The organism is Ruminococcus gauvreauii (genome assembly GCF_025151995.1).
GTDB lineage: Bacteria > Bacillota > Clostridia > Lachnospirales > Lachnospiraceae > Ruminococcus_G > Ruminococcus_G gauvreauii.
The window spans coordinates 294829-320438 of record NZ_CP102290.1 but is presented as its reverse complement, the minus strand read 5'-3'; the positions used below and the strand labels follow the sequence as shown (position 1 = coordinate 320438).

The window sequence follows — 25610 nt, the reverse complement described above, 5'->3', positions numbered from 1 at the left end:
AGCATGAAAATTGCAGTAACAGGAAAAGGCGGCGTTGGAAAGACAACATTTTCCGCAACACTCGCCAGATTGTACGCGGATGAAGGAAGAAACGTTTTGGCTGCAGATGTCGATCCCGATGCAAACCTGGGGCTTGCCCTTGGTTTCTCGGAGGAGGAACTGGCCGAGATCGTACCGATCAGCAGAATGCGTAAACTGGTAGAGGAGAGGACTGGAGCAACTCCGGATAATCAGTTTTATAAACTGAATCCCAGGGTTGATGATATTCCGGAAAAATATGGACGGGTATGCAATGGAGTAAGGCTTCTGGTGCTGGGAACAGTGGAAACCGGCGGCGGCGGATGTGTCTGCCCGGAGCACGTGATGCTCAAGAGGATTATCAGCAACCTTGTGCTCAGGCGTGAGGACGTAGTAATCCTGGATATGGAAGCAGGACTCGAACATCTTGGCAGAGGGACGACGGAAGGCGTGGACTGCTTTGTCGTTGTCATTGAACCGGGAGCGAGAAGTGTCCAGACGTACCGTAATGTGAAGCGCCTGGCTGAAGATCTCGGCGTAGCGCAGGTGCGTGTCGTTGCCAATAAAGTACGGGACGAGGAAGATGAGGCATTCATCAGAGAGCGTATTCCGGAAGATGACCTGTTAGGTTTTGTTCATTATAATACCGAAATAATTGATGCAGACCGCAAAGGATGCTCACCGTATGACTTCAGTGAGTCTGCAACAGATGAAATCAGAAAAATTAAAGAGACAATTGATTCGACAATTGCCTAAAGGAGGAAAAAACAGTGACATTATTTGATCGAGTATTTGGTGGAAATGATGCTGTATATGGCTTGACAGAAGGCGCAATCGACGGTGCCATCGCTCAGTACGGCGAAGACAAAGCGGTAAGCTTTCCTAATACCGCATACAGCCTGCCATGTTACTATTCAGTGACAGGTACTAAAGTAACCAACTTAAAAGAACTGAAGGAAGCCCTTGGTGTGGTAAAAACTCTGATGACAAGAAATAAACGTCTGAACGACGCTTTCATGTCAGGTGTTGCAACAGCACTGTGTGCAGAATTCATTGAAGTTCTGAAATATATCGACGGAGCAGAACCGTACGCAGAGCCTTGCTACGGACATCTTGGAGATGCTGTGATCCGTGAACTTGGTGTACCGCTTGTAACAGGCGATATCCCGGGCGTAGCCGTAATCCTCGGCGCAGCTCCTTCTGTTGAAGAAGGCGTAGAACTCGTTAAGAGCTATCAGGCACAGGGTATCCTGGTAACACTTGTCGGCGGCATCATTGACCAGTGTGAAGAGGCAGGATACAAGACAGGTGCAAACGTGCGTGTGATCCCGCTCGGAAAAGACGTGACCAGCGTAATCCACGTAGTATCTGTTGCACTGCGTGCAGCCCTTATCTTCGGTAACATTGCACCTGGAGATGCAGGAAACCTGATGAAATATACATTCGAGCGTGTACCGGCATTCGTAAACGCATTCAAACCTCTGGACGACGTGATTGTTGCATGCGGAGCAGGTGCGATCGCACTTGGATTCCCGGTAGTGACAAATGAGACAGAGAATATCTTCCGCGTACCGAAGAGTCTGATCGTGCAGGAGGATGTCAGCAAATTTAATGCAACTTCTCTTGAAGCCCGCGATATCAAGATCAAGATCACGAAGATCGATATTCCGGTAGCATTCGGTAGTGCCTTCGAAGGCGAGATCATCCGTAAGGGTGATATGCAGGTGGAATTCGACGGCTCCAGAGTGGATTGCTGTGAGCTGGTGCAGACCAAAGAACTGGCTGAAGTGGAAGACCATCACTTTGAGCTGATCGGTAAAGACTTCGATGAATTCGAAGTGGGAAGCAAGCACAGCATCGCATACGTGGTGGAAGTTGCAGGAAAAAATATGCAGCCTGACTTTGAGCCTGTATTTGAGCGTAAATTCCATAACTATGTAAACTGTATCGAGGGCGTTATGCATACAGGACAGAGAGATATGATCCGTGTCCGTATCAGCAAAGATGCATTCAACGCAGGATTCCGTGCAAAAGACCTCGCAGAGGTTCTGTATGCAAGAATCAAGAGTGAATTTGATGCCGTTGTTGACAAATGTCAGGTGAAGATCTACACGAATGATGAAGACTGTACAAAGATCCGTCATGAACTGGCGATCCCTGCATTTGATAAACGTGATGAGAGAATCGGAAATATGACGGATGAATCCGTAGGCGTATACTACAGCTGTATCATGTGCCAGGCATTCTCACCGTCTCACGTATGTGTGGTAACTCCGGAGAGACTGGGACTTTGCGGTGCCGTTTCATGGCTGGATGCGAAAGCAACCAACGAGCTGGATCCTGCAGGACCATGTCAGGTTATCACGAAAGAGAAAGTGATCGATGAGCGTATCGGTGAGTACGAAGACGTCAACGAAGCAGTTCGTAAGTTCTCACAGGGCGCGCTTCAGGATGTATCCCTGTACTCCATCATGGAAAAACCGATGACATCCTGCGGATGCTTCGAGTGTATCTGTGGTATTGAGCCGTTCTCCAACGGCGTATGTATCGCAAACCGTGAGTACGCAGGAATGACTCCTCTCGGAATGACATTCCCTGAACTGGCATCCATGACAGGCGGCGGTGTTCAGACACCAGGCTTCATGGGACATGGTAAACAGTTCATTTCTTCTAAGAAATTCATGAAGGCAGAGGGCGGAATCGAGAGAATCGTATGGATGCCGAAAGAGCTGAAGGATCAGGTTGCGGAGAAACTGAATGCGACAGCGAAAGAGCTTTATGGAATTGACAACTTCACAGATATGATCGGTGACGAGACAATTGCAGAAGATCCGGAAACATTGGTTGCATTTTTGACAGAAAAAGGCCATCCAGCCTTGTCAATGGACCCAATGATGTAGTATAATCAGTGTCAGAAATGCGCATGTACCTAATACGTGCATGCGCATATAAAATTTAAAAGGAGGCTAATGAGAATGCCGTTTAATTCTAAACCACAAAAGTTTAATGCATCTATCAAGACCGTTGAGATCGGATGCGGAGACAAAGCAATCACATTAGGAGGAGAAAGTGTATTTCCTTTCTACACATTTGATGGACCAATCGATAACGCACCGAAAGTTGGTGTTGAAATCACAGATATGGGCCTGATCAATGCAACACCGGAGTTGATTACATACTATGGTGAAAATGCATCCATGGCAGATATGGCAGCAAAGGCTGCAGCTATGGAAGGTGCTGATTTTATTTACCTGAGCCTGGAAGGCGGAGATCCGAACGGAGAAAACAAGTCTATTGAAGAACTCGTTGCAGTCGTGAATGAAGTTGCAGGTGCAACAGATCTTCCGTTGGTAGTTGCAGGATGTAAGAACGTTGAAAAAGATTCAGAACTGCTTCCGAAAGTGGCAGAAGCTCTGCAGGGTAAAAACGTTGTCATCATGCCTGCGAAAGAAGAAAACTACAAAGCAATTGGCGCTGCGGCAGGACTTGCTTACAACCAGAAACTGGGTGCTGAGTCTGCAGTAGATATTAACCTTGCAAAACAGCTGAACGTAGTAACCACACAGCTGGGCGTAAAAGCCGACAGCATCATCATGAATGTTGGTACTGCAACAGCAGGCTACGGTTATGAATATGTAGTTTCTACAATGGACAGAATCAAAGCAGCAGCTTTGTCACAGGATGATGCTATGCTCCAGATGCCAATTCTTACACCGGTTGCTTCCGAGACATGGAACGTAAAAGAATCCATGGCTACCGAAGAAGATATGCCGGAATGGGGTTCTAGAGAGGAAAGAGGAATCTCCATGGAAATTATGACAGCAGCAGCTGACTTAGTATCCGGATCCAATGCTGTAGTTTTACAACATCCTCAATCCGTTGCAACCATTTCAAAAATGATTAAAGAATTAGTGTAATCATATAAGAACAGGAGGATAAAAAACATGGCATTATCAGGTATTCAAATATTTAAAATGACACCAAAGAAAAACTGTAAGGAGTGCGGCAGCCCGACTTGTATGGCTTTCTCCATGAAAGTTGCTCAGGGCGCAGTTGATATTTCTGCATGCCCTTATATGTCAGAAGAAGCGCTTGCTTCCTTATCAGCAGCTACTGCACCGCCAATGAAGACGATCAAGGTTGGTACAGGAGAAGGTGAATATACACTTGGCGGAGAGACAGTTCTCTACAGACATGAAAAAACTTTTGTGAGCAAGACAAGATATGCAGTGGCTCTCTGCAGCTGCATGGATGACGCTGAAATTGATGCTAAGATCGCAGCAATTCCGGTTGTTGATTACGAACGTATCAGTGAAAGAATGCAGGTTGAAATGGTTTATGTAAACTATGATGCAGCTTCAGGCGCTGATAAATACGTTGACCTTGTTAAAAAAGCAGCGGCTACAGGAAAAACTCTCGTTCTGGGATGTGATGATGTGGAAGTTGCCAAAGCTGCTCTTGCAGAATGTAAAGACGGTAAACCAGTATTAAACGGTGCAAATGCTTCCAACTACGAAGCTATGAGCGCAGTAGCCAAAGAGGCTGGTGTTGTTCTCGGTGTATCCGGAGCAGACTTAAACGAACTGTATGATACAGTTGCAGCTCTGGAGAAACTGGACAATAAAGACCTTGTTCTGGATGTAACAGGCGCAAGCATTAAAGAGGCTTTTGCAAATGCAGTTCAGGTAAGACGTGCAGCTCTGAAAGATGAAGACAGAACTTTCGGGTATCCGTCTATCGTTAACACTGTTAAACTTGCAAAAGGTGATAAGTACATGCAGGAAGCTCTGTCTTCTGTATTTACACTGAAATATGGTTCCATCATTGTTATGGAAGAACTGGGATATGCTGAAGCACTGCCGCTGTTCGGACTGCGTCAGAACGTCTTTACAGATCCTCAGAAACCAATGAAAGTTGAACCGGGCATTTATCCGCTGAACGGCGCAGATGAGAACTCGATCTGCCTGACAACAGTTGACTTTGCTCTTACATATTTCATCGTATCCGGTGAGCTGGAGAGATCCGGTGTTCCGATCAATATGCTGATCAGCGATGCAGGCGGACTTTCCGTACTGACCGCATGGGCTGCCGGAAAACTTTCTTCTGCTTCTGTGGCAAAATTCATCACAGAAAACGTTGAAGACAAGATCAAGTCCAGAAAACTGATCATTCCAGGTAAAGTTGCTGTATTGAAAGGCGATATCGAATCCAAGTTACCTGACTGGGAAGTTATCGTTGCACCGAACGAAGCAGTACAGCTGGTTAAATTCCTGAAAGACATGCAGGAGAACGGCCAGTTATAAAATGTAAAAAAGGGGGTTTTTAAAGCCCCCTTTAATTGAACATTATTGAATTATGTATTGAGAGAAAAGGAGAAAAAGTATGGCAAAATTCGTAACTATTGGGGAAAGAATTCACTGTATTTCACCTGCAATCAAAGAAGCAATGGCTACACGTAATCCGGAAGCTATCTTAAAACGTGCGAAAGAACAGCTGGAAGCCGGAGCTACTTATCTTGACGTTAACATCGGACCTGCAGAGAGTGACGGACCGGAACTGATGCAGTGGGCTGTTAAAACAATTCAGGAGAACTTTGACAATGTTCCGCTGGCGCTTGATACAGCTAACAAAGCTGCGATCGAAGCCGGTATCGATGTATACAACAGATCAAAAGGCAAACCGATTGTCAACTCTGCAGATGCAGGCGACAGAATCAGCTATATCGATCTTGCAGCAGCAAACGATGCAATCGTAATTGCACTCTGCTCTGACGGACCGATCGCCGCTGACAATGACGAGCGTATGGTACACTGCCAGACGATGCTGGAACACGGCATGATGCTGGGCATGGAGCCTACAGACCTGTGGTTTGACCCGCTGTTTGTAGTTGTTAAAGGTATGCAGGACAAGCAGATGGAAGTTCTGGAAGCAATCAAAATGTTCAGCGATATGGGACTGAATTCCACAGGCGGACTTTCCAATAACTCCAACGGTATGCCGAAAGACATCAGACCGATCATGGACTCCGCACTCGTTGCTATGTGTATGATGCAGGGTCTTACTTCTGCTATCGTTAACCCATGCGATAAGAGACTGATGGAAACCATCAAATCCTGTGATGTTTTCAAAAACAACACACTGTATGCAGATTCCTATCTGGAACTGTAATTAAAATCGAATTAAAAGAGGCTGAATCTATATGTTCAAAGTAACTTTTCAGTTTGAGAGTGGCGAAGTGGTTGAAACCTTCGCCACTTCCGGTGAAAACCTTCTGGAGGTAGCCAGAAAAACGAATGTAGCTATCGACGCCCCGTGTTCCGGCAATGCGTCCTGTGGGAAGTGCCGTGTAAAGCTTATGGGCGGGGAACTGGATTCCAAAAAGACACGTCATATTTCAGAGGAAGAGTATGAACAGGGATGGCGTCTGGCATGCGTCAGCACCATTGAGGCAGATGTCACGGTGATGGTTCCTGATATTGCTTCGGCTTACCGAAGCAGAATGAAAGTTGCGGATTTAAGTTCACAGGATGAGGTCGCTATTTTTGAAAAGACAAAAGCTGGTATCGAAGAGGCTGGTATTGCACTGCATAACAGTCTTCGAACCATATCCATTACGATGGATATTCCAACGCTGGACGATACTATGCCTGATAATGAAAGGCTGGTTCGTGCGCTGAAAAAAGCGACCGGTGCCGAGCGCGTACAGCTGCCTTATACCGTGATGTGCAAACTGCCGGATGTGCTTCGCGCAAGTGATTTTACTGTCCAGTGCGTACTCCGTACAGCGGCAAATGGTCATATCTTTGTCTATGATGTTTATGAAAAGGATGCAGATGTGGTAATTGGCGGTCTGGCAATCGATATCGGAACGACGACAGTGTCCGGTCTGATCATTAATATGGAGACCGGTGAAATCATCGGGAAAGCGTCGAGCGGGAATGGGCAGATCCGGTATGGTGCTGATGTTATCAACCGGATCATCGAATCACTCAAGCCGGGTGGAAAAGAACGGCTGCAGAATGCAGTGATTCAGGAAACCATCAATCCGATGATTGAGCAGATGTGCCGTGCGAACGGATTTGATCCGAAGCATATTTACCGTATGTGCGTGGCCGGCAACACAACCATGAATCATCTGTTTGCCGGAATCAATGCGGATCCTCTCAGAATGGAACCGTATATTCCTGCTTTCTTTAAGACAAACGCATTCTATGCATCCGATCTTGGCATTAATATCAACCCGGATGCACATCTTATCATAGCGCCGAATATCGGTAGTTATGTGGGCGGCGATATCACTGCGGGCACGTTAGTCAGTATGATCTGGAACAAACCGGAGTTTTCTCTTTTCATTGACCTCGGTACGAACGGCGAGCTCGTATTTGGAAATTCTGATTTTCTTATGAGCTGTGCATGTTCTGCAGGACCGGCGTTTGAAGGCGGTGACATCAGCTGCGGTATGCGTGCAACAGACGGTGCGATCGAAGCGTGTGTCATTGACAGGGATACCATGGAACCGACTTTTGAGATCATCGGCGAATCGGATGAGAAGCCGATCGGCCTGTGCGGTTCCGGGATTATCGATGTGATCAGTGAACTCTACCGCTGCGGCATCATCAATCCAAAAGGAAAATTTGTACGGGAAGGAAAACGGATCCGTCATGATAAGTATGGAATGGGGAGTTATGTCCTGGCATTCCAGGAAGATGCGGCATCGGTAAAAGACATTGAGATCACGGAAGTCGATATCGATAATTTTATCCGTGCCAAGGGAGCTATTTTCTCGGCAATCCGTACCATGCTTTCATCTCTGGATTTTGATATCTCCATGGTGGAAGAAGTCTATGTGGCGGGCGGTATCGGAAGTGGAATCAATATGGAGAACGCGGTGAATATCGGCATGCTGCCGGATATTCCGCTGGACAAATTCCACTATATCGGTAACTCGTCCCTCTCAGGAGCATATGCGATGCTGCTGTCGACGGAGGCGGAAAAGAAGACGTACGAGGTGGCTTCCAACATGACATATCTGGAACTCAGTGCGGTGCCGACTTATATGGACGAGTTTGTTGCATCCTGTTTTATTCCGCACACAGATAACTCCATGTTTCCGTCTGTGACACTGAAGTAGGCGGCAGAGGTGACTATGAATTTTGATTATGAAAAAGACAGCAAGGAACGGATTCCCTATGAGCATTACCTGGAGCGTTTTAAACGGGAGGATCCCCTTGTGATCAGTGGCAGAACACAGATTCCGTATGATGAGGAGAGAAAGATTTTTACACTCCGTCTGATGGGAAGTACGTATGAGATTTCCTGGCCGGAGTACGAGGTTCATGCGAAGGAAGATTCCATCGGACACTATCCGCTGGAACAGGCATCCAATGCCAGGATACTGGTACTGCGTTACCTGCTGGAGGGCAGTGCGGCCCCTTCCTCCGGAAATTTCCTGACTTACCGGGAGGTTCCGTGGGGTGAAGTGTATTTTAAACAGTTTCAGGGACGCTGTATCTTTCGGCTGGCATACGGGTTCGGAGGTAAGATTCCGAAATTTCGGGAAGTGATGGAACGTCTGGGAGCGACAAGGACCAGTTTTGGTGACTGCTCTTATGAATTCGAATTTTTAAATAATCTTTATCTGCGGTTTATCCTGTGGGAAGGGGACGATGAGTTCCCGCCGTCGGCACAGATTTTGTTTTCAGACAATTTCCCGGTGGCGTTTCACGGGGAGGACATGGCTGTGGTGGGTGATATATCGATCGGTATGATCAAGGCACTTTCTGTCATGTAACGAAACGGATATGATAAAAGGACAAGGCGAATCAGTTGCCGTGTCCTTTTGTTTTTTTAAAAGTACAATAAGTAAAAAATTATAAAATATTGAAAAAAGAAAAATCTGATGGAAATTAGAAAAATCTATAGAAAAATAGAAAAATCTAATGGATTTTTAGTGCGGAACGTATTATTATTGAAGAGATGAACGAATGTAAGAAGGAATAAATAAAAAAGGAGATTATCTATGGGATTTTCTAGTCTGCAGTGTGATGAATTTGTTGAGATACTTGCATCCAAATCAGCAGTACCGGGCGGAGGCGGAGCATCTGCACTTGTGGCCGCGATCGGTACGGCGCTTGGCAATATGGTAGGATCTCTGACGGTTGGAAAGAAAAAATATATTGATATCGAAGAAGAAATGCTGGCTCTGAAGGCACGCTGCGATATCATGCAGAATGAGCTTCTGAACCTGGTGGAGAGAGATGCGGAATTCTTTGAACCCCTTTCCAAAGCGTACGGCATGCCTAAGGACACAGAGGAACAGAAGGCGGAAAAAGAGCGGGTGATGGAGAACGCGCTGAAAGTGGCCTGCAGCGTGCCGATGGAAATTATGGCAGCATGCTGCGAAGCGATCGATATCATCGCGGACTTTGCCGGAAAAGGTTCTTCTCTTGCTGTCAGTGACGCCGGCGTGGGTATTGAATTCTGTAAAGCCGCACTGAAAGGTGCGAGCCTGAATGTTTATATTAACACGAAAGCGATGAAGGATCGTGAATACGCGGAGGCGTTGAATGCTAAGTGCGATGCAATGCTGGATTATTATCCGAAAAAAGCAGAAAAGATTTATAACAGTATCTTAAATCGTTTGAAATGAAGAGAACACGGTGATCAGACCGCATCCACTGGAAAGGAGAACGGCATGGCGAAACAGCTGCTGGGAAAAGAAGTGACCGCTGCTTTGAATGAACGAATCAAGGCAGATGTAAAAAAACTGGAAGAAAAAGGGGTGACTCCGACACTCGGTATTGTCCGGGTGGGAGAACGTCCGGATGATGTATCATATGAGCGAGGGGCAGTAAAACGCTGCGAGACGCTCGGCGTGGCTTACCAGAAGTTCCTGCTTCCGGCTGACGTGACGCAGGAGGAACTGATGAAGACAATCGACGAAGTAAACAGCAATGACGGTATTCATGGAGTATTGATTTTCCGTCCTCTCCCGAAACACCTGGATGAAGAAGCCGTTGTCAAGGCGCTCGCCCCGGAGAAAGATGTTGATGGAATCACGGATGGATCTATGGTCGGAGTGTTTACGAGCACGCCGCAGGGATTTCCGCCGTGTACGCCGCAGGCATGCATGGAGATCCTGGACCATTACGGGATCGACTGCACAGGGAAAAAGGCTGTCGTAATCGGAAGAAGCCTTGTCGTGGGAAAACCCGCGGCCATGATGCTGTTGAAGAAAAACGCCACAGTGACGATCTGTCACACGCGGACGAAAGACATGCCCTCTGTCGTGAGAGAGGCGGAGATTGTGATCGTCGCGGCCGGCCGCGCAGGCGTGGTGGACGATACGTATCTTTCCCCTGGTCAGATTGTGATCGATGTCGGTATCAACGTGAACGAAGAGGGCAAACTGTGCGGTGATGTGGATTATGAGAAGGCAGAGCCTGTGGTAGAGGCGATTACGCCTGTTCCGGGCGGGGTGGGCAGTGTCACGACATCTGTCCTGGTCGGACATGTCGTGGAAGCAGCTATGCGTAAAATGCACTGAGATATTAAAAAAGCTGCAGAATGTGAAGATATTTCATGAATCCTGCAGCTTTTTAAACCGCTTTATGGTATCGGCTTGTGCAAATTGACGAATTAAGATACAATACTGATAAAGGGTATAAACGTGCCCTGAGCGAATACGAAAATATTAAGGAGGAATCATTATGCTGGATCAGTCTTATTATGACGTGGCAGATGAGGTGATTGGGCGCTATGGCAAAAAAGCCGGTTCGCTGATCCCGATTATGCAGGATATCCAGGGGGTATACCGTTATCTGCCGGGAGAACTGCTGACATATGTGGCAAAGGAAATTGGGATAAAAGAAGCAAAGGCGTACAGTGTTGCGACCTTTTATGAAAATTTCTCATTTGAGCCAAAAGGAAAATATATTATTAAGGTCTGTGACGGAACAGCCTGTCATGTGAGGAAATCCATGCCGGTACTGGAAGCATTGTACAAAGAGCTTGGGTTAAGCAAAGAGAAACGCACCACGGATGATATGTTATTTACGGTGGAGACGGTATCCTGCCTCGGGGCATGCGGACTGGCGCCGGCGATGACAGTCAATGACGAAGTGCATCCCAAGATGACACCGGAGAAAGCAGTTGCGGTGATTCGTGAATTGAGAGGTGATGGCAAATGATTCTGAAAAACAAAAATGATTTGGAACAGGTCCGCCAGGCGGCACGGAAAGAGATGGAGGCATTTGACTGCAGGATTCTCGTCTGTTCAGGGACAGGATGCGTTGCTTCCGGTGCAGAAAAGATCTATCAGACATTTCAGGATATTGTAAAAGATGCTCCGGGTGTTACGCTGGAATTTGCTCCCCATGATGAAAAGGAACACGTGGGCATCAAGAAGACCGGATGTCAGGGATTCTGTGAACTGGGTCCGCTGGTGCGTATCCAGAAGGGCGACAATGTTATTCAGTACATAAAAGTGCAGCCGGACGACTGTGCAGACATCTTTGAAAAGAGTGTCAGACGTGATGAGGTGATTGAAGAACTGCTGTATAAGCAGAAAGAGAAAGTTTACAGACATCCGGATGAGATTCCGTTTATCGCAAAGCAGACGCGTGTCGTGCTGGAAAACTGCGGCAAGTATGACGCGGTATCCCTGAATGAATATATCGCGTCAGGCGGATTTTCGGCATTTGCCAGGGCGCTGTTTGAGATGAAACCGGAGGACGTTGTCGAGGAGATCGATAAATCTGGACTTCGGGGACGCGGAGGCGGAGGCTTCCCGACAGGAAGAAAATGGAAACAGGTTGCCGGTCAGGCAGAACAGACACGTTACGTTGTGTGCAACGGAGATGAGGGAGACCCGGGTGCGTTTATGGATGGCTCTGTGATGGAAGGCGATCCCTACAAACTGCTGGAAGGCATGATGATTGCGGGATATGCAGTTTCTTCTCAGGAGGGATATATCTATGTGCGTGCAGAGTACCCGCTGTCTGTGGCGCGGCTGCGCTATGCGATCTCCGAACTGGAGTCCTGCGGACTGCTCGGCGACAATATTCTGGGAAGTGATTTTTCCTTCCATATGCATATCAACCGCGGAGCGGGCGCGTTTGTCTGCGGTGAGGGAAGTGCCCTGACGGCATCCATAGAGGGCAACCGCGGGATGCCGAGAACAAAACCGCCGAGAACGGTGGATCAGGGACTGTGGGCAAAACCGACCGTACTTAATAACGTTGAGACATATGCAAATGTACCGAAGATCGTGTTAAACGGCGCTGACTGGTTCCGCACGATCGGTTCCGAGAAGAGCCCGGGAACGAAGACCTTCTCCATCACGGGAGCAATCGAAAATACGGGTCTGATCGAAGTACCGATGGGAAGCACACTCCGTGAGATTATCTATGATATCGGCGGCGGAGTGAAAGACGGTGCAGAATTTAAGGGCGTTCAGATCGGCGGACCGTCCGGCGGATGTCTGACAAAAGAGCATCTGGATGTCGGACTGGATTTTGACTCTGTGAAAAAATATAATGCGATCGTCGGTTCCGGCGGACTTGTTGTGATGGACGAGAATACCTGTATGGTCGAGGTGGCAAGGTTCTTCATGAGCTTTACACAGAGGGAATCCTGCGGCAAATGTACGCCGTGCCGAATCGGTACGAAGCGTATGCTGGAGATTCTGGAACGGATCGTAGAGGGAAAAGGCAAAATGGAAGATCTGGACCGTCTGGAAGAGATCGCTGATTTTGTAAAGACGAATTCGCTTTGCGGACTCGGCAAGAGCGCACCGCTTCCGGTCATCAGTACATTAAAAACATTCCGCGATGAGTATGTGGAACATATTGTGGATAAGAAATGCAAATCTCATACATGCCAGGCGATGAAAGTTTACAGAATTGATGCCGAAAAATGTATCGGATGTACGAAATGTGCTAAGAATTGTCCGGCTGGTGCGATCACCGGGGAAAAGAAGAAAGCACATACGATCGATATGACGAAATGTATCCGCTGTGGTGCCTGTGTAGAGGGCTGTAATTTTGATGCGGTCTGCGTTGAGTAAGGAGGAGAAACTATGATTCATGCAATAATCGATGGGATTCCTGTGGAGGTCGAGAAAGGTACGACGATCCTGCAGGCTGCCGAGGCGGCGGGTATCACAATTCCTACGTTATGTTATATCAAGGGCCTGATGCCGGACGGTTCCTGCCGTATGTGTATGGTGGAAATCGAGAACCGCGGATGGAGCAAGCTGGATACCGCCTGTTCCGCGCATGTGTCGGAAGGCGATGTGATCCAGACGAAGAGTGAGAAAGTCATTGCATCAAGGAGAGGCGTGCTGGATCTGCTGCTTTCCAACCATAAGACAGACTGTTTTTCCTGTCCGTCAAACGGTGCCTGCAAGCTGCAGGATTACTGCTATGAGTACGGCGTGGAAAAGACGTCTTATGAGGGGGAGATGACGGATTTTCCGATCGACGATTCCAACCCGTTTTTCACTTATAATCCAAACCTCTGTATTTTGTGCCACCGCTGTGTCAATACCTGTAATAAGATCGTGGGCAGAGGTGCGATCGATACTGCAGAGCGCGGTTTTAATTCCGTAATCTCTACACCGTTCGGCGTGGACTTAAGAGACAGTTCCTGTGAGTCATGCGGAAACTGCGTGGCTGCCTGTCCGACCGGCGCACTGACGATGAAACGAAGAAAAGAATACCGCCCGTGGCAGGTAGAGCGAAAAGTGCTGACCACCTGTCCGCACTGCGCAACGGGATGCCAGTACTATCTGGTTGTAAAAGATGGAAAAGTGGTGGATACGGAGGCGGCGAACGGCCCGTCCAATCGCGGGCTGCTCTGTGTAAAAGGCCGCTCTGGGTCCTTTGACTTCGTACATTCACCAGAACGCCTGAAATACCCGCTGATCAAGAACAAAGAGACGGGAGAATTTGAGCGTGCAAGCTGGGATGAGGCGCTCGATCTGGTTGCTTCGAAATTCATGGAGATCAAGAAAAAATATGGTCCCGATGCGCTGGCAGGATTTGCCTGTTCGCGTTCACCGAATGAAGACATCTATATGATGCAGAAGCTGGTGCGCTGTGCGTTCGGCACCAACAATGTGGATAACTGTGCACGCGTGTGTCATTCCGCGTCGGTAGCGGGGCTTGCGATGACGCTGGGTTCCGGGGCGATGACAAATCCGATCGCGGATATCACCCAGAATCCGGATGTCATCATGCTGGTCGGGTCCAATCCGGAGGAAGCACATCCGGTAGTAGGAATGCAGATCCGCCAGGCGGTACAGCGCGGATGCAAGATCATCGTAGCAGACCCGCGCGATATCGGGCTTGCACAGCATGCGGATATTCATCTGAAACTTCGTCCGGGAACAAACGTTGCGTTTGCGAACGGCATCATGCACGTGATCATCGAAGAAGGTCTTCAGGATATGAAGTTTATCGAAGAGCGAACGGAAGGCTACGAAAAGATCAGGGAAATTGTAAAAGACTATACACCGGAGAAGGTGGGAGAGATCTGCCATATCGATCCGGAGGACTTGAGAAAAGCGGCGATCATGTATGCGAAGGCTGATAAAGCGCCGATCATCTACTGTCTCGGCGTTACCGAACATTCCACCGGTACAGAGGGTGTTATGTCTATGTCCAACATGGCACTGCTCGTCGGCAAGCTCGGAAGAGAAGGCTGTGGTGTGAACCCGCTGCGCGGTCAGAACAATGTACAGGGTGCCTGCGATATGGGAGCGCTGCCGGGCGACTTCCCGGGTTACCAGAAAGTGAAAAATCCGGAGGTCATCGAGAAGTTCGAGAAGGCCTGGGGGACAAAGCTCAGCACCGAACCGGGACTGCATGCGACAGATGTGTGGCCGAAAGCGATCCAGGGTGAGGTAAAGGGCCTGTACATTTTCGGGGAAGATCCGATCGTAACGGATCCGGATACCAGCCATATCATCAAGGCGCTGGAGACACTGGATTTCGTTGTGATGAACGAGCTGTTTATGACAGAGACGGCACAGTATGCAGATGTGATCCTGCCGGGCGTGAGCTATGCAGAAAAAGAAGGAACATTCACGAATACAGAGAGACGTGTACAGAGAGTCAGAAAGGCAGTGACACTGCCTGGCGAGGCAAGGCTGGACACCGATATTTTCATCGATATCATGAATCGTATGGGATATCCGCAGCCGCATCTGACATCGGCTGAGATCATGGATGAGATCGCATCCGTGACACCGAGCTTCGGAGGCATCAGCCATGCGAGACTGGATGCCGGTGAGACGCTGCAGTGGCCATGCCCCTCCCAGGATCATCCGGGCACGCCGATCATGCATGTCGGCAGGTTCTCGAGAGGACTTGGCTGGTTCTATCCGGCAGAGTATGTGCCTTCTGCAGAACTTCCGGATGAAGATTATCCGATCATCCTGATGACGGGACGTATCCTGTATCATTATACAACCAGGGCGATGACCGGCAAGACTCCGGGACTGATGGAGATCGAGGGCAAATCCTTCATTGAGATGAACTTTAAGGATGCGGACGCACTCGGCATTAAAAACGGAGATAAAGTAAAAGTATCTTCCAGACGGGGACAGATCGAATCGACGGCGCGTGTCGGCAGAAAAGTGTCACAGGGTGAATCCTGGATGCCGTTCCACTTCCCGGATGGAAACTGTAACTGGCTGACGAATCCGGCGCTTGACAAATATGCAAGAATCCCGGAATATAAAGTATGTGCGATAAAGATCGAGAAGGCATAATCACGGAGGCAGAGCATGAGTACGTATCCTGAAAAGGTGACATTGGAAGAAGGGCTTGGGCTGTTACTCCCCTGGGGGAATCCGGTAGGGACGGAATGCGTTCCGGTGGATGAGACAGACGGACGGGTACTGGCCCGGGACATAATTTCAAAGGAGAATATCCCGCCGTTTCGGCGTTCTCCCTATGATGGATATGCACTGCGCGCGGCAGATACCGCGGATGCTTCCAGAGAAACACCGGTGCAGCTGACCGTGACTGAGGAGGTGCCGGCGGGCAGCACTGCGACAAGGGCGATCGGGGAGGGCGAGGCGGTCAAAATCCTGACCGGCGCTCCGGTCCCCGAAGGCGCTGATGCGATCGTGAAATTCGAAGATACTTCATTTACGGAGGATACGGTAACCGTATTTGCACCGTCCAAGGAGGGCAGCAATATCGTTCCGGTCGGTGAAGATGTAAAAGAGGGTGAACTGGTGGTGGAGAAGGGAAGGCTGATTTCGCCTGCCCTTGTCGGTCTGCTTGCGGGACTCGGATACGAGAATGTAAAGGTGCACAGGAAGATCACAGCAGCACTGCTGAGCACCGGAGACGAACTGATTGCCATCGGGGAGAATCTTTCTCCGGGCAAGATCCGCAACAGCAGTATCTATGCGATACATGCCTATCTGGAACAGTGGAATGTGAATACGCGGGTTCTGGGCATCGAGAAGGACAATGCGCAGCGCATTGCAGACCGGATGCTGGAGGGTCTGGCGGACAGTGATATGCTGATCACGACCGGGGGAGTGTCTGTCGGCGACTATGATATGGTCAAGGAGGCGCTCACACGGATCGGAGCGGACATTTTATTCTGGAAAGTGAGAATGAAGCCGGGTATGGCATTTATTGCCGCGGTATATCAGGGCAAGCCCATACTGGCGCTTTCCGGCAATCCGTCGGCGGCAGCCGTTTCCCTGTTCATGCTGGGAAGACCGCTGATTCGCAGGATGTCCGGAATGAAGGATTATCAGACGAAAGAGCTGAAAGTGAAAATGGCCGATGCATTTCCGAAGAAAAGCCCGTCCCGCAGGATGATTCCCGGGACGCTGGAGATCCTGAATGGTGAGGCGTGGATCGTGTTTGCGAAAAAACAGGGGAACGGGATGCTCAATCCGATGAGAGACTGTGAAATTCTCGGAGAGATTGAGGCCGGGAGTCCTCCGCTTCGGAAAGGAAGTATCATCAAGGCGTACCGGTTTTTTGACCGGTGAGTGCAAAATGTGAGAAATATGATAACTGCTGCAGGTTCTATGGCTGTGACGCCCTGGGATTTGCAGCTGTTAATTTTCAGTGATCTTTAAGGAGGCAATTATGCAGATACCAGTCAGTGCCGGCATTCTGGCGGGAGGGAAGAGTTCCCGCATGGGGAAAAACAAAGCGTATCTTGAAATCAAAGCAGAATCATTTCTGAATCATACGATCCGCATCTGCAGCTGTTACGATGACATCTGGATTTCTGTAGACGATCCAAAGAAATATCCGGATCTTCCATATCCGGCAGCGGCAGATGAAAAACTGGGATATGGACCGGTTGAGGGTATCTATCAGCTGCTCAGTCATGTCAAACATCCGTATTGTCTGATCCTGGCTACAGACATGCCGCTGCTGGAACAGGAGCTGCTTAAGGCTTTGGAGCAGCGTCTGACGGGAAGAGAAGACTGCCTGATCCTGCGGGAAGCCGGGAGGATTCATCCGCTGTGCGGGATATACAAAAAGACTGTGATACCGGTACTTGAACAGATGCGTGAGCAGGAGATTCATAAGATCCGGCCGCTGTTTGAGCAGGTGAAAACCACATATATAGATCTGGAAGAGCTGGGGTTTTCTGCTGCTATGGTCGAAAATGTAAATACATGTCAGGAATATGAAGCGCTGAGAGAACGAAGTAAGGTGATCCAATGAGGATGCTGAATGAATTTTCCGGAAAAATGAAGAGATGTCTGATGAAGGGACGGCTGCTTGTCTGGTATCTGGATGGATTTGGGTATCGGATGTACGAGTATGCAAAAGATGCCGGATGTATACCCTATATCGCCGGTGCATTTGATGTCAGTCCGGTATCCAGCGTCAGCCCGCCGCTTACGGCCCCGGCGCTGGCTACGATGCTGACCGGTCTGCTGCCGCAGGAACACGGCGTCACCGACCGCAGCGTAAGGAAGCTTGCGTATCCTACAATCTTTGATGAGATATCGGGAACGGCGGCGTGGCTGGAGGGGGACAGCGTAATCCTGAAAACCCCATTTCGCCCCAGACTCCATACGGATCAGAATGGAGAGGGATGTGATTCATGGATCTGCCGGTCCGTGGAGCGTGAGATCGCTGCCGGGACAGAGTTTATCTTTGCGCATCTGCATCAGATCGACGACTGTGGTCATACTTATGGTCCGTATGGTGCCGGGACATTACATCAGATAAAAGAGACGGACAGCAGGATGGCCCGGATCTGCGAAAACTTTTCGGGACACATGCTGCTCATCAGTGACCATGGCATGCACGCAGAAGCCGGCGGCGGGGAGCACGGGACGGACTGTGAGGAGGATATGCTGGCAGTATGGGGGGAATACCGTTGAAGACAGACAAAACATTGCCGCGCGTTACAATAACAGTAAAGAGGATGAAACACGGGGAGATTCTGCAGGAGCAGTATTCCGGGCATGAGGTGCGTCATCTAAGGGAGAGCTGGCATGGCGTACTGCAGGTGGAATTCGAGTCGGAGGACGGTATGGTGACTGCGGTGCCGGTCAGAGAGATTCTGTCGGATAAACCGGGAGAACGGATCATACTGGCAGACAGAAGGAATAACGCAGCGCTGTGCGCGGCGGATGGCAGTGTGAGGTACCGGCTGGTGGCAGAAGGAGATGCTGCCGGCAGGCGCTGGTGCAGAGATGTTATCAGGGTGGAATTTATGGAGGAATCAGAGTGAAAATATGCAGCATCGTCGGTATCCGCAAGTCAGGCAAGACGACCGTGGTTACTGAACTGACAAAGGAATTAAAAAAACGCGGGCATCGGGTGGGGACGGTAAAAACGGTGTTTTGCCCGAATTTCAGCCTGGACGAGGAGGGCAGCAATACCGACCGCCACAGGAAGGCAGGGGCGGATGTCATCGGAGTTAAGGGAAAGCGGGAGATGAGCCTGATCTATCCGTATGGCATGGATGATAACGTGTTCTTTCCGATGTTTGATGTGGATATTCTGCTGGCGGAGGGCGACTACGAGGCAGGGGTACCGCGGATCGTCTGTGCACATCGCAGGGAAGACGCGGAAGAACGCATAAATCCGCATACCTTTCTGCTCAGCGGCCGTATCGGTGAGAGCAAAGAGCAGTTCGGAGAAACGCCGGTGATAAATATACTGAGGGAAGTGGGCAGGGCTGCGGATCTGATCGAGACGCTTTCCGATGTACAGTTCCCCATCCCGATCCTTGCGGCACCGGATGCGGTATCGACGTTCTGTCAGTGCGGATGCCACAAGGCGGAATCAAAGTGCAGGACAAAAAATCAGAATACGAATATGCGGGTGAGTATCGCAGAAAGAGAGATACTGTCCGGGGAGAAAAAGCATATCTTCCTGACGGGTGAGAAGCAGGTCGGGAAGTCTACGATCTTAAACAGAGTATTGGAGGAACTTGCTGTTACACCGGGCGGTTATCGGACGCTGCCTCTTTTTATAGGCGGCAGGCGGAAAGGCAATTACCTACATGGACTGACCGGGATTGCACCTTACGAAAACGACAGCCCGATCTCCATCCGCGTGGGGGAGCAAAAAAGCGTTCCGCTGACGGAAACGTTTGAGACCCTGGGTGTAAAGATACTGGAAGAGGCTTTGAAGTCAGATACCTGGATGCTCGCAGATGAGATCGGGAAGCTCGAGCGGGATGCGAAAGAGTTTCAGGATGTGTTCTTCCGGTGTCTCGATGAGAAGCCGATCGTGCTGGGCGTGCTGCAGAAGACGGATACGCCGTTTGTCAGAGCGATCATGGAGCGGGAGGATGTGACAGTGCTGGATGTGACGGCAGGAAACAGGGAAAACGTTTATGAGGAGATATTGAAAAGACTACAGACAACAGATTGATGTTACGATGCCAAGTGAGAGACGAAAGTCTCTCATTTTGTTGTTTGTCCGAGGGGTATATGCATGTTCCGCCGATCCTGTGCATATAGTATATCAGTATAGGTAAGGGGGTACGCAATGGACACATTTTCTGTTTACAAAGATATACAAGCCCGTACTGGCGGACAGTTTTTAGTCGGTGTCGTAGGGCCGGTGCGCACAGGAAAATCAACATTTATCCGTCGCTTTATGGAGGTGCTTGCACTTCCCGGGACGGAAGAGGGAAAACAGTCGGAGATTAAAGATACACTTCCGGTAAGCGGTTCCGGGAAGCTGATCACCACAGTGGAGCCGAAATTTGTACCTAAAGAAGCGATTGACGTGACACTCGGAGAAGATGTCCATGTGAAGCTGCGTCTGATCGACTGTGTCGGATATCTCGTGTCAGATGCGGTCGGAAACATGGAAGAGGGAAAAGAACGTATGGTGAAGACACCATGGTACGATTATGAGATTCCGTTCCATCAGGCTGCTGAGATGGGGACTCAGAAAGTAATCCGTGACCATTCCACGATCGGACTGCTTGTGACGTGTGACGGTTCTTTCGGTGAGATTCCGAGGGAGAATTTCGTGCAGAGCGAAGAACGCACGGTGGCGGAGCTCAAGGCATGTAAAAAACCATTTCTTATCATTTTAAATTCACAGATGCCATACAAGGAGGAAACAAAACAGATGGTAACTGCCATGCAGGAGAAGTATCAGACTTCGGTAGTGGCAGTGAACTGTGAACAGCTCAAAAAAGATGATATTATCCGGATTTTGGAAAAAATCCTGTATGAATTTCCAATCCGTCAGATGGAGTTTTACATACCGAAGTGGGTAGAACTGCTTCCTGTCACACATCATCTGAAGGCTGATCTTCTGGAACACATCCGGAGCATCATGAAAAATTTTCGATATATCCGGGATATCTATCAGAATGCAGTCACAATCGACAGTGAGTATGTGAGCGGTCTGGAAATGGCAAATGTTGACCTGGCGACGGGGATCATCAGGCTTCGTGTGGACATTGATGAAAAATACTATTATCAGATTATCAGTGAGATGACAGGCGTGGAGATTGAAGGAGAGTATCAGCTGATCCATATTCTGAAAGAAATGTCCCAGATGAAGAAAGAGTATATGAAAGTACAGCACGCAATCGAATCGGTCCGCGGCTGCGGATACGGCGTTGTGATCCCGGAGAAAGACGAGATTGAGCTGGAAGAACCGGCGATCATTCGTCAGGGCAGTAAGTTCGGAGTCAAGATTAAATCGGCAAGCCCGTCGATTCATATGATCAAGGCAAATATCGAGACCGAGATCGCTCCGATCGTGGGAAGCGAACAGCAGGCGAAAGACCTGATCGCTTATATCAAAGACAGTGCCAATCAGGAGGAAGGAATCTGGCAGACTAATATTTTTGGAAAATCGATCGAACAGCTGGTGGAAGATGGAATCCGGACGAAGATTGCACAGATCAGCGATGAAAGCCAGGTGAAACTTCAGGATACCATGCAGAAAATTGTGAACGACAGCAAGGGCGGGCTGGTCTGCATTATTATCTGACCGGATAGACGGAACGAAAATAAAAGGCTGAAATCTCTCGAAATTCAGAGAGATTCAGCCTTTTTTATGGTAAAATATGGGATTGATTACGATGTTGATAAGAAAAAAGCAGAAAACAATATTGTAAAAGAAATGTAATAATTGTATAATAACGTAGGACTTAATCAAAATACGCAGACTGATGAAATATTTTGCAGATTGAGGGACTGTAAAATAGGAAGGGGAGGACAATGGAACAGCATCATATGAGAAGAGGAAAAAGAATACTGGCGGGAGTACTGATCAGCTGCATGGCATTTTTGATGGTTCCCGGGCAGACATTCGGGGAGGAACTGAATTCTGAGACAGGGGAAGAACCCGAGGTATCTGTCACAACGGAACCAGAAGAGCCGGATATAACCGGGGAACCAGAAATCACCGGAGAACCTGAGGCTACCGAAGAACCGGTTATAACCGGAGAGACAGAGATCACAGAGACACCGGAAATCCAGCAGGAAGAGTCAGAGATCTCCCAGGAGCCGTCAGATCTGATGACGGCAAGAGTGAAAGCCGGATGGGTAACAGCAGCAGACGGACGAATCTGGTACCAAAATCAAGACGGAAGTTATCCAGCCGACGGGTGGAAGCTGATTGATTCTAAATGGTATTATTTTGATGCGGCAGGTTGGATGAAAACGGGCTGGATCACGATCAAAAGCGGTACATATTATCTGACAGAGACGGGAGCTCCGGGTAGCAAAGGCGCGATGAAGACCGGCTGGCAGACTTTGAACAATCGAGTCTATTATTTCCAGAAAGGAAACGCGGATGGAAATATGGGCAAGCTGTATACCGGCTGGAGGCTGATGAATGGAAAAAAATACTATTTCCAGATCGGCGGAGACCTGGGAGAGCGCGGGATGCTGTATACCGGCTGGAGGAATCTTAATGGAAATACCTATTATTTCCAAATGGGTGGAAATGAAGGTGAGAAAGGCCGGATGTATACCGGGTGGAGGACCATGAACAACAGGGTCTATTACTTCCAGATGGGAAACGCGGATGGAAATGTGGGTAAATTGTATACCGGCTGGAGGCTGATGAACGGCAAAAAATACTACTTCCAGATCGGAGGAGGTCCCTCTGAACGAGGGATGATGTATACCGGATGGAGGACACTCGGGGAGAATACCTACTATTTCCAGATGGGAGGAACTGCAGGGGCGAAAGGTCAGATGTATAGCGGCTGGAAAAACATTGCGGGACAGGAATACCTGTTTGACGCAGAAGGTGTTCTGCAGAGCCGGAAGATGACAGAGGCAGAATTTGTCGCATATATCGGTCCCATAGCACATAAAGATATGCAAAAGACGGGCATTCTGGCCTCTGTGACAACGGCACAGGCGATACTGGAGAGCGGTTATGGATCTACGGAGCTTGCCATGCAGGCAAACAATCTGTTCGGTATGAAAGCCTCTTTGTCTGGAAATACCTGGAGTTCGGACTGGAAGGGGACGACATATAAGAAAAAGACGATCGAGTATGATAAGGATGGCAACATGTATACTGAGGTTGCCATATTTCGAAAATACGGGACTCATGCAGCGAGTGTGAAAGATCATTCCGATTATCTGGCTGGTGCAAAGAATGGAAGCCGACTCCGCTATCAGGGGGTCGTCGGCAATAAAAATTATAAAAAAACTGTGGAACTAATAAAAAAAGGCGGTTATGCGACGGATCCGAATTATGTAGACAAGCTGTGTGATATCATAGAACGGTGGGATCTGACGCAGTACGACTGAATGAAATACATTTGAGTTTGAAGATATTGAGACGATGATGAAACATTTTACAGGTTGAGGTCTGTAAAGTAGAAAGGGGAAGACATGGAACAGCATCATACGAGAAGAGGAAAACGAATACTGGCGGCAGTACTGATCTGCTGCATGGCATGTTTGATGGTTCCCGAGCAGATATTCGGCGCACAGAATGAAGATCAGGGCATCGGGGAGCTTCCGGTACAGGGCAGCGCGGACATGCCGAATTCTGAGGAGGCAGAAGAACCTGAAGTACCTGTTACGGGGGAACCGGAAGATCCGGAAATGACAGGGGAACCAGATGCTACGGAGGAGCCTCCGGCCGCTGAAGAACCAGAAGTAACGGAAGAACCAGAAGTAACGGAAGAACCAGAAGTGACAGAAGAACCTGACGCCACAGGAGAACCGGAAACCACTGTGACGCCGGAAAGCCAGGAGACGGAGCCGGAAGATCTAATGACCGCACGGGTGAAAGCCGGATGGGTTACAGAACCGAATGGGGATATCAGATATCGGTTTTCTAATGGAAGTTACTCATCTCCGGGATGGGAGAAAATCGGTAAATACTGGTACTACTTTGATTCCAGGGGCAGGCTTGAAACGGGCTGGATCACGATCCCAAGCGGTACCTATTATCTGACAGAGACAGGGGCCGCAGGCGTCAGGGGCGCAATGAAGACCGGCTGGCAGATGATTGACGGCAGTACATATTATTTCAGGGAGTCAGGCTCGGCAGAAGGCGCGGTGACGACCGGCTGGCAGACATTGAATAACCGGGTCTTTTATTTCCAGAAAAATAATACGGGCGGTCATGTTGGCAAACTAAAGACCGGCTGGCAGGAAATTGACGGCAGGAGGTATTATTTTCAGATGGGAGGCGGTCTTGGAGACCGCGGAAAGATGTATACTGGCTGGCGGACGCTCGGTGAAAATACATATTACTTTCAGATGGGCGGAAATACAGGGGCGAAAGGCCAGATGTACACCGGCTGGCGGACGATGAATAACAGAGTTTATTATTTCCAGAAGGGAAACAGTGATGGAAATATCGGAAAACTGTATACCGGCCGCAGGACGATGAACGGCAACATCTACTATTTCCAGATCGGCGGAGGAGCCGGAGACCGTGGAATGATGTACACCGGCTGGCGAACCCTGGGAGAAAACACCTACTATTTCCAAATGGGTGGAAAAGAAGGAGAAAAGGGCCGGATGTATACCGGCTGGCGAACCATGAACAACAGAGTCTATTACTTTCAGATGGGGAACAGCGACGGAAATATCGGTAAACTGAATACCGGATGGAGGCTGATGAACGGTAAAAGATACTATTTCCAGGTCGGCGGAGGAGCCGGAGACCGTGGAATGATGTATACCGGCTGGCGGACCCTGGGCGGAAATACCTATTATTTCCAGATGGGCGGAAATACCGGAGCAAAAGGTCAGATGTATACCGGCTGGCGCACAATGAACGGCAGAGTCTACTACTTCCAGAAGGGAAACGCCGACGGGAATATCGGTAAAATGTATACCGGCTGGCGTACAATAGACGGAAACAAGTACTTCTTCGAACGCACCGGGGCGTACGGAGTGAAGGGAATGAGATACTCCGGCGGCTACAAGACAATCGATGGCAAAAAATATTATTTTGACAGCGATGGCATCTACCGGGAGATTGCCGGCAAAGATTACGTCTACGCCACAGATCCGCTCAACAACAAGACATATAAAGTGGAACCTCAGCTCTATCTGGATCCGCAGATCGGCTACGGCGCCGATCAGGTGACGCCAATGGAATTTTTGGCGGCTGTGCTCTATACGGAGGCGGGGAATCAGGGACTGGAAGGTCAGATCATGGTTGCGCTCACCATCTATAACCGGATGCTGAGCAGTTCGTTCCCGTCGAGTATGAACTTTGTGGTGTATGCTAATCAGCAGTTTGAAGTGGCCAGAAACGGCAGCCTGACAAATCTTCTGGAAGGCATTCGCGATAATGACAGTGAGGCACTGGGAAAGATTAACAATTACACCAGCATGAAAGCTGCAAAACAGGCGACGACGATTTATAATAACTACAAGAACGGGGTAACCAAAAAACGAATCGTTCCGGGAGTTGACGGATTTGAGGATAAAGACTTTGACTGTCTGTTCTTTATGACTCATGCATCGTTTGAACAATTAAACCTGGACGAGAAGGCCTGCGGCGCCTTCAAATATAAGGGACATACATTCTTCAGAGAGTGGAAATACAACTAAACCGTTCTGAAATGTTGCAGACAAATTGTTGACAGTATTCCCGAAAACAACTATAATGAATTTTGGA

Annotated in this window: 20 protein-coding genes; all 20 read left to right on the top strand. The window is 49.0% G+C overall.

Annotation, left to right across the window (positions count from 1 at the left end; all coding sequences use genetic code 11):
- Positions 1 to 3: 3 nt before the first annotated feature.
- The 20 genes from NQ502_RS01505 to NQ502_RS01410 all read left to right on the top strand — a co-directional run bounded on the left by NQ502_RS01505 (position 4) and on the right by NQ502_RS01410 (position 25543).
- Positions 4 to 774 (top strand): ATP-binding protein, encoded by a 771-nt coding sequence (locus NQ502_RS01505; RefSeq protein WP_028528953.1) that lies wholly within the window; start codon positions 4 to 6, stop codon positions 772 to 774.
- A gap of 14 nt (positions 775 to 788) precedes the next feature.
- On the top strand, positions 789 to 2918 hold the full coding sequence (gene acsB / locus NQ502_RS01500) for an acetyl-CoA decarbonylase/synthase complex subunit alpha/beta (protein WP_028528954.1): 2130 nt from the start codon (positions 789 to 791) through the stop codon (positions 2916 to 2918).
- Positions 2919 to 2993: 75 nt separating this feature from the next.
- Positions 2994 to 3935: an acetyl-CoA decarbonylase/synthase complex subunit delta gene (acsD, locus tag NQ502_RS01495; RefSeq protein WP_028528955.1), complete on the top strand. Its 942-nt coding sequence runs from the start codon at positions 2994 to 2996 to the stop codon at positions 3933 to 3935.
- A 27-nt stretch (positions 3936 to 3962) separates the two neighbouring features.
- Entirely contained in the window at positions 3963 to 5321 is a 1359-nt protein-coding gene (gene acsC, locus NQ502_RS01490; RefSeq protein ID WP_028528956.1) for an acetyl-CoA decarbonylase/synthase complex subunit gamma, read from the top strand.
- 79 nt (positions 5322 to 5400) lie between these two features.
- On the top strand, positions 5401 to 6186 hold the full coding sequence (gene acsE, locus NQ502_RS01485) for a carbon monoxide dehydrogenase/acetyl-CoA synthase methytransferase subunit (protein WP_028528957.1): 786 nt from the start codon (positions 5401 to 5403) through the stop codon (positions 6184 to 6186).
- A 31-nt stretch (positions 6187 to 6217) separates the two neighbouring features.
- A complete protein-coding gene (gene acsV / locus NQ502_RS01480; RefSeq protein WP_028528958.1) occupies positions 6218 to 8149 on the top strand; it encodes a corrinoid activation/regeneration protein AcsV in 1932 nt (643 codons plus the stop codon).
- A 15-nt stretch (positions 8150 to 8164) separates the two neighbouring features.
- Positions 8165 to 8809 (top strand): DUF3786 domain-containing protein, encoded by a 645-nt coding sequence (locus tag NQ502_RS01475; RefSeq protein ID WP_028528959.1) that lies wholly within the window; start codon positions 8165 to 8167, stop codon positions 8807 to 8809.
- Between the two features lie 228 nt (positions 8810 to 9037).
- On the top strand, positions 9038 to 9667 hold the full coding sequence (locus NQ502_RS01470; RefSeq protein ID WP_028528960.1) for a cyclodeaminase/cyclohydrolase family protein: 630 nt from the start codon (positions 9038 to 9040) through the stop codon (positions 9665 to 9667).
- A 45-nt stretch (positions 9668 to 9712) separates the two neighbouring features.
- Entirely contained in the window at positions 9713 to 10564 is an 852-nt protein-coding gene (locus tag NQ502_RS01465) for a bifunctional 5,10-methylenetetrahydrofolate dehydrogenase/5,10-methenyltetrahydrofolate cyclohydrolase (protein ID WP_028528961.1), read from the top strand.
- A 163-nt stretch (positions 10565 to 10727) separates the two neighbouring features.
- Positions 10728 to 11207: a complex I 24 kDa subunit family protein gene (locus tag NQ502_RS01460; RefSeq protein ID WP_028528962.1), complete on the top strand. Its 480-nt coding sequence runs from the start codon at positions 10728 to 10730 to the stop codon at positions 11205 to 11207.
- Positions 11204 to 13084 carry an NADH-ubiquinone oxidoreductase-F iron-sulfur binding region domain-containing protein gene (locus NQ502_RS01455; RefSeq protein WP_028528963.1) on the top strand — a complete coding sequence of 627 codons (1881 nt, stop codon included), beginning with the start codon at positions 11204 to 11206 and terminating at the stop codon, positions 13082 to 13084. The genes NQ502_RS01460 and NQ502_RS01455 overlap by 4 nt, the downstream gene beginning before the upstream one ends.
- A 12-nt stretch (positions 13085 to 13096) precedes the next feature.
- A complete protein-coding gene (gene fdhF, locus NQ502_RS01450) occupies positions 13097 to 15793 on the top strand; it encodes a formate dehydrogenase subunit alpha (protein WP_028528964.1) in 2697 nt (898 codons plus the stop codon).
- Positions 15794 to 15808: 15 nt separating this feature from the next.
- Entirely contained in the window at positions 15809 to 17041 is a 1233-nt protein-coding gene (locus NQ502_RS01445; RefSeq protein ID WP_028528965.1) for a molybdopterin molybdotransferase MoeA, read from the top strand.
- Positions 17042 to 17141: 100 nt separating this feature from the next.
- A complete protein-coding gene (mobA, locus tag NQ502_RS01440; RefSeq protein WP_028528966.1) occupies positions 17142 to 17732 on the top strand; it encodes a molybdenum cofactor guanylyltransferase in 591 nt (196 codons plus the stop codon).
- A gap of 2 nt (positions 17733 to 17734) precedes the next feature.
- On the top strand, positions 17735 to 18400 hold the full coding sequence (locus tag NQ502_RS01435; protein ID WP_044983309.1) for an alkaline phosphatase family protein: 666 nt from the start codon (positions 17735 to 17737) through the stop codon (positions 18398 to 18400).
- Positions 18397 to 18753, top strand: coding sequence for a hypothetical protein (locus tag NQ502_RS01430; protein WP_148511932.1), 357 nt, complete (start codon positions 18397 to 18399; stop codon positions 18751 to 18753). Before NQ502_RS01435 ends, NQ502_RS01430 begins: the two co-directional genes overlap by 4 nt.
- Positions 18750 to 19904, top strand: coding sequence for a molybdopterin-guanine dinucleotide biosynthesis protein MobB (locus NQ502_RS01425; RefSeq protein WP_028528969.1), 1155 nt, complete (start codon positions 18750 to 18752; stop codon positions 19902 to 19904). Before NQ502_RS01430 ends, NQ502_RS01425 begins: the two co-directional genes overlap by 4 nt.
- A 117-nt stretch (positions 19905 to 20021) precedes the next feature.
- Positions 20022 to 21491: a stage IV sporulation protein A gene (gene spoIVA, locus NQ502_RS01420; RefSeq protein WP_028528970.1), complete on the top strand. Its 1470-nt coding sequence runs from the start codon at positions 20022 to 20024 to the stop codon at positions 21489 to 21491.
- Between the two features lie 230 nt (positions 21492 to 21721).
- Positions 21722 to 23272, top strand: coding sequence for a glucosaminidase domain-containing protein (locus tag NQ502_RS01415; protein WP_049898188.1), 1551 nt, complete (start codon positions 21722 to 21724; stop codon positions 23270 to 23272).
- An 84-nt stretch (positions 23273 to 23356) separates the two neighbouring features.
- Positions 23357 to 25543 carry a cell wall hydrolase gene (locus NQ502_RS01410; RefSeq protein WP_028528971.1) on the top strand — a complete coding sequence of 729 codons (2187 nt, stop codon included), beginning with the start codon at positions 23357 to 23359 and terminating at the stop codon, positions 25541 to 25543.
- The last annotated feature ends 67 nt before the right edge of the window (positions 25544 to 25610 follow it).

Coding starts and splice junctions, on each gene's coding strand:
- NQ502_RS01435 (WP_044983309.1), top strand. CDS start 17,735: ATGCTGAATGAATTTTCCGGAAAAATGAAGAGATGTCTGATGAAGGGA.
- NQ502_RS01465 (WP_028528961.1), top strand. CDS start 9,713: ATGGCGAAACAGCTGCTGGGAAAAGAAGTGACCGCTGCTTTGAATGAA.
- NQ502_RS01470 (WP_028528960.1), top strand. CDS start 9,038: ATGGGATTTTCTAGTCTGCAGTGTGATGAATTTGTTGAGATACTTGCA.
- acsC (WP_028528956.1), top strand. CDS start 3,963: ATGGCATTATCAGGTATTCAAATATTTAAAATGACACCAAAGAAAAAC.
- fdhF (WP_028528964.1), top strand. CDS start 13,097: ATGATTCATGCAATAATCGATGGGATTCCTGTGGAGGTCGAGAAAGGT.
- mobA (WP_028528966.1), top strand. CDS start 17,142: ATGCAGATACCAGTCAGTGCCGGCATTCTGGCGGGAGGGAAGAGTTCC.
- NQ502_RS01455 (WP_028528963.1), top strand. CDS start 11,204: ATGATTCTGAAAAACAAAAATGATTTGGAACAGGTCCGCCAGGCGGCA.
- acsV (WP_028528958.1), top strand. CDS start 6,218: ATGTTCAAAGTAACTTTTCAGTTTGAGAGTGGCGAAGTGGTTGAAACC.
- NQ502_RS01475 (WP_028528959.1), top strand. CDS start 8,165: ATGAATTTTGATTATGAAAAAGACAGCAAGGAACGGATTCCCTATGAG.
- acsE (WP_028528957.1), top strand. CDS start 5,401: ATGGCAAAATTCGTAACTATTGGGGAAAGAATTCACTGTATTTCACCT.
- acsD (WP_028528955.1), top strand. CDS start 2,994: ATGCCGTTTAATTCTAAACCACAAAAGTTTAATGCATCTATCAAGACC.
- NQ502_RS01410 (WP_028528971.1), top strand. CDS start 23,357: ATGGAACAGCATCATACGAGAAGAGGAAAACGAATACTGGCGGCAGTA.
- NQ502_RS01415 (WP_049898188.1), top strand. CDS start 21,722: ATGGAACAGCATCATATGAGAAGAGGAAAAAGAATACTGGCGGGAGTA.
- NQ502_RS01505 (WP_028528953.1), top strand. CDS start 4: ATGAAAATTGCAGTAACAGGAAAAGGCGGCGTTGGAAAGACAACATTT.
- NQ502_RS01445 (WP_028528965.1), top strand. CDS start 15,809: ATGAGTACGTATCCTGAAAAGGTGACATTGGAAGAAGGGCTTGGGCTG.
- NQ502_RS01460 (WP_028528962.1), top strand. CDS start 10,728: ATGCTGGATCAGTCTTATTATGACGTGGCAGATGAGGTGATTGGGCGC.
- spoIVA (WP_028528970.1), top strand. CDS start 20,022: ATGGACACATTTTCTGTTTACAAAGATATACAAGCCCGTACTGGCGGA.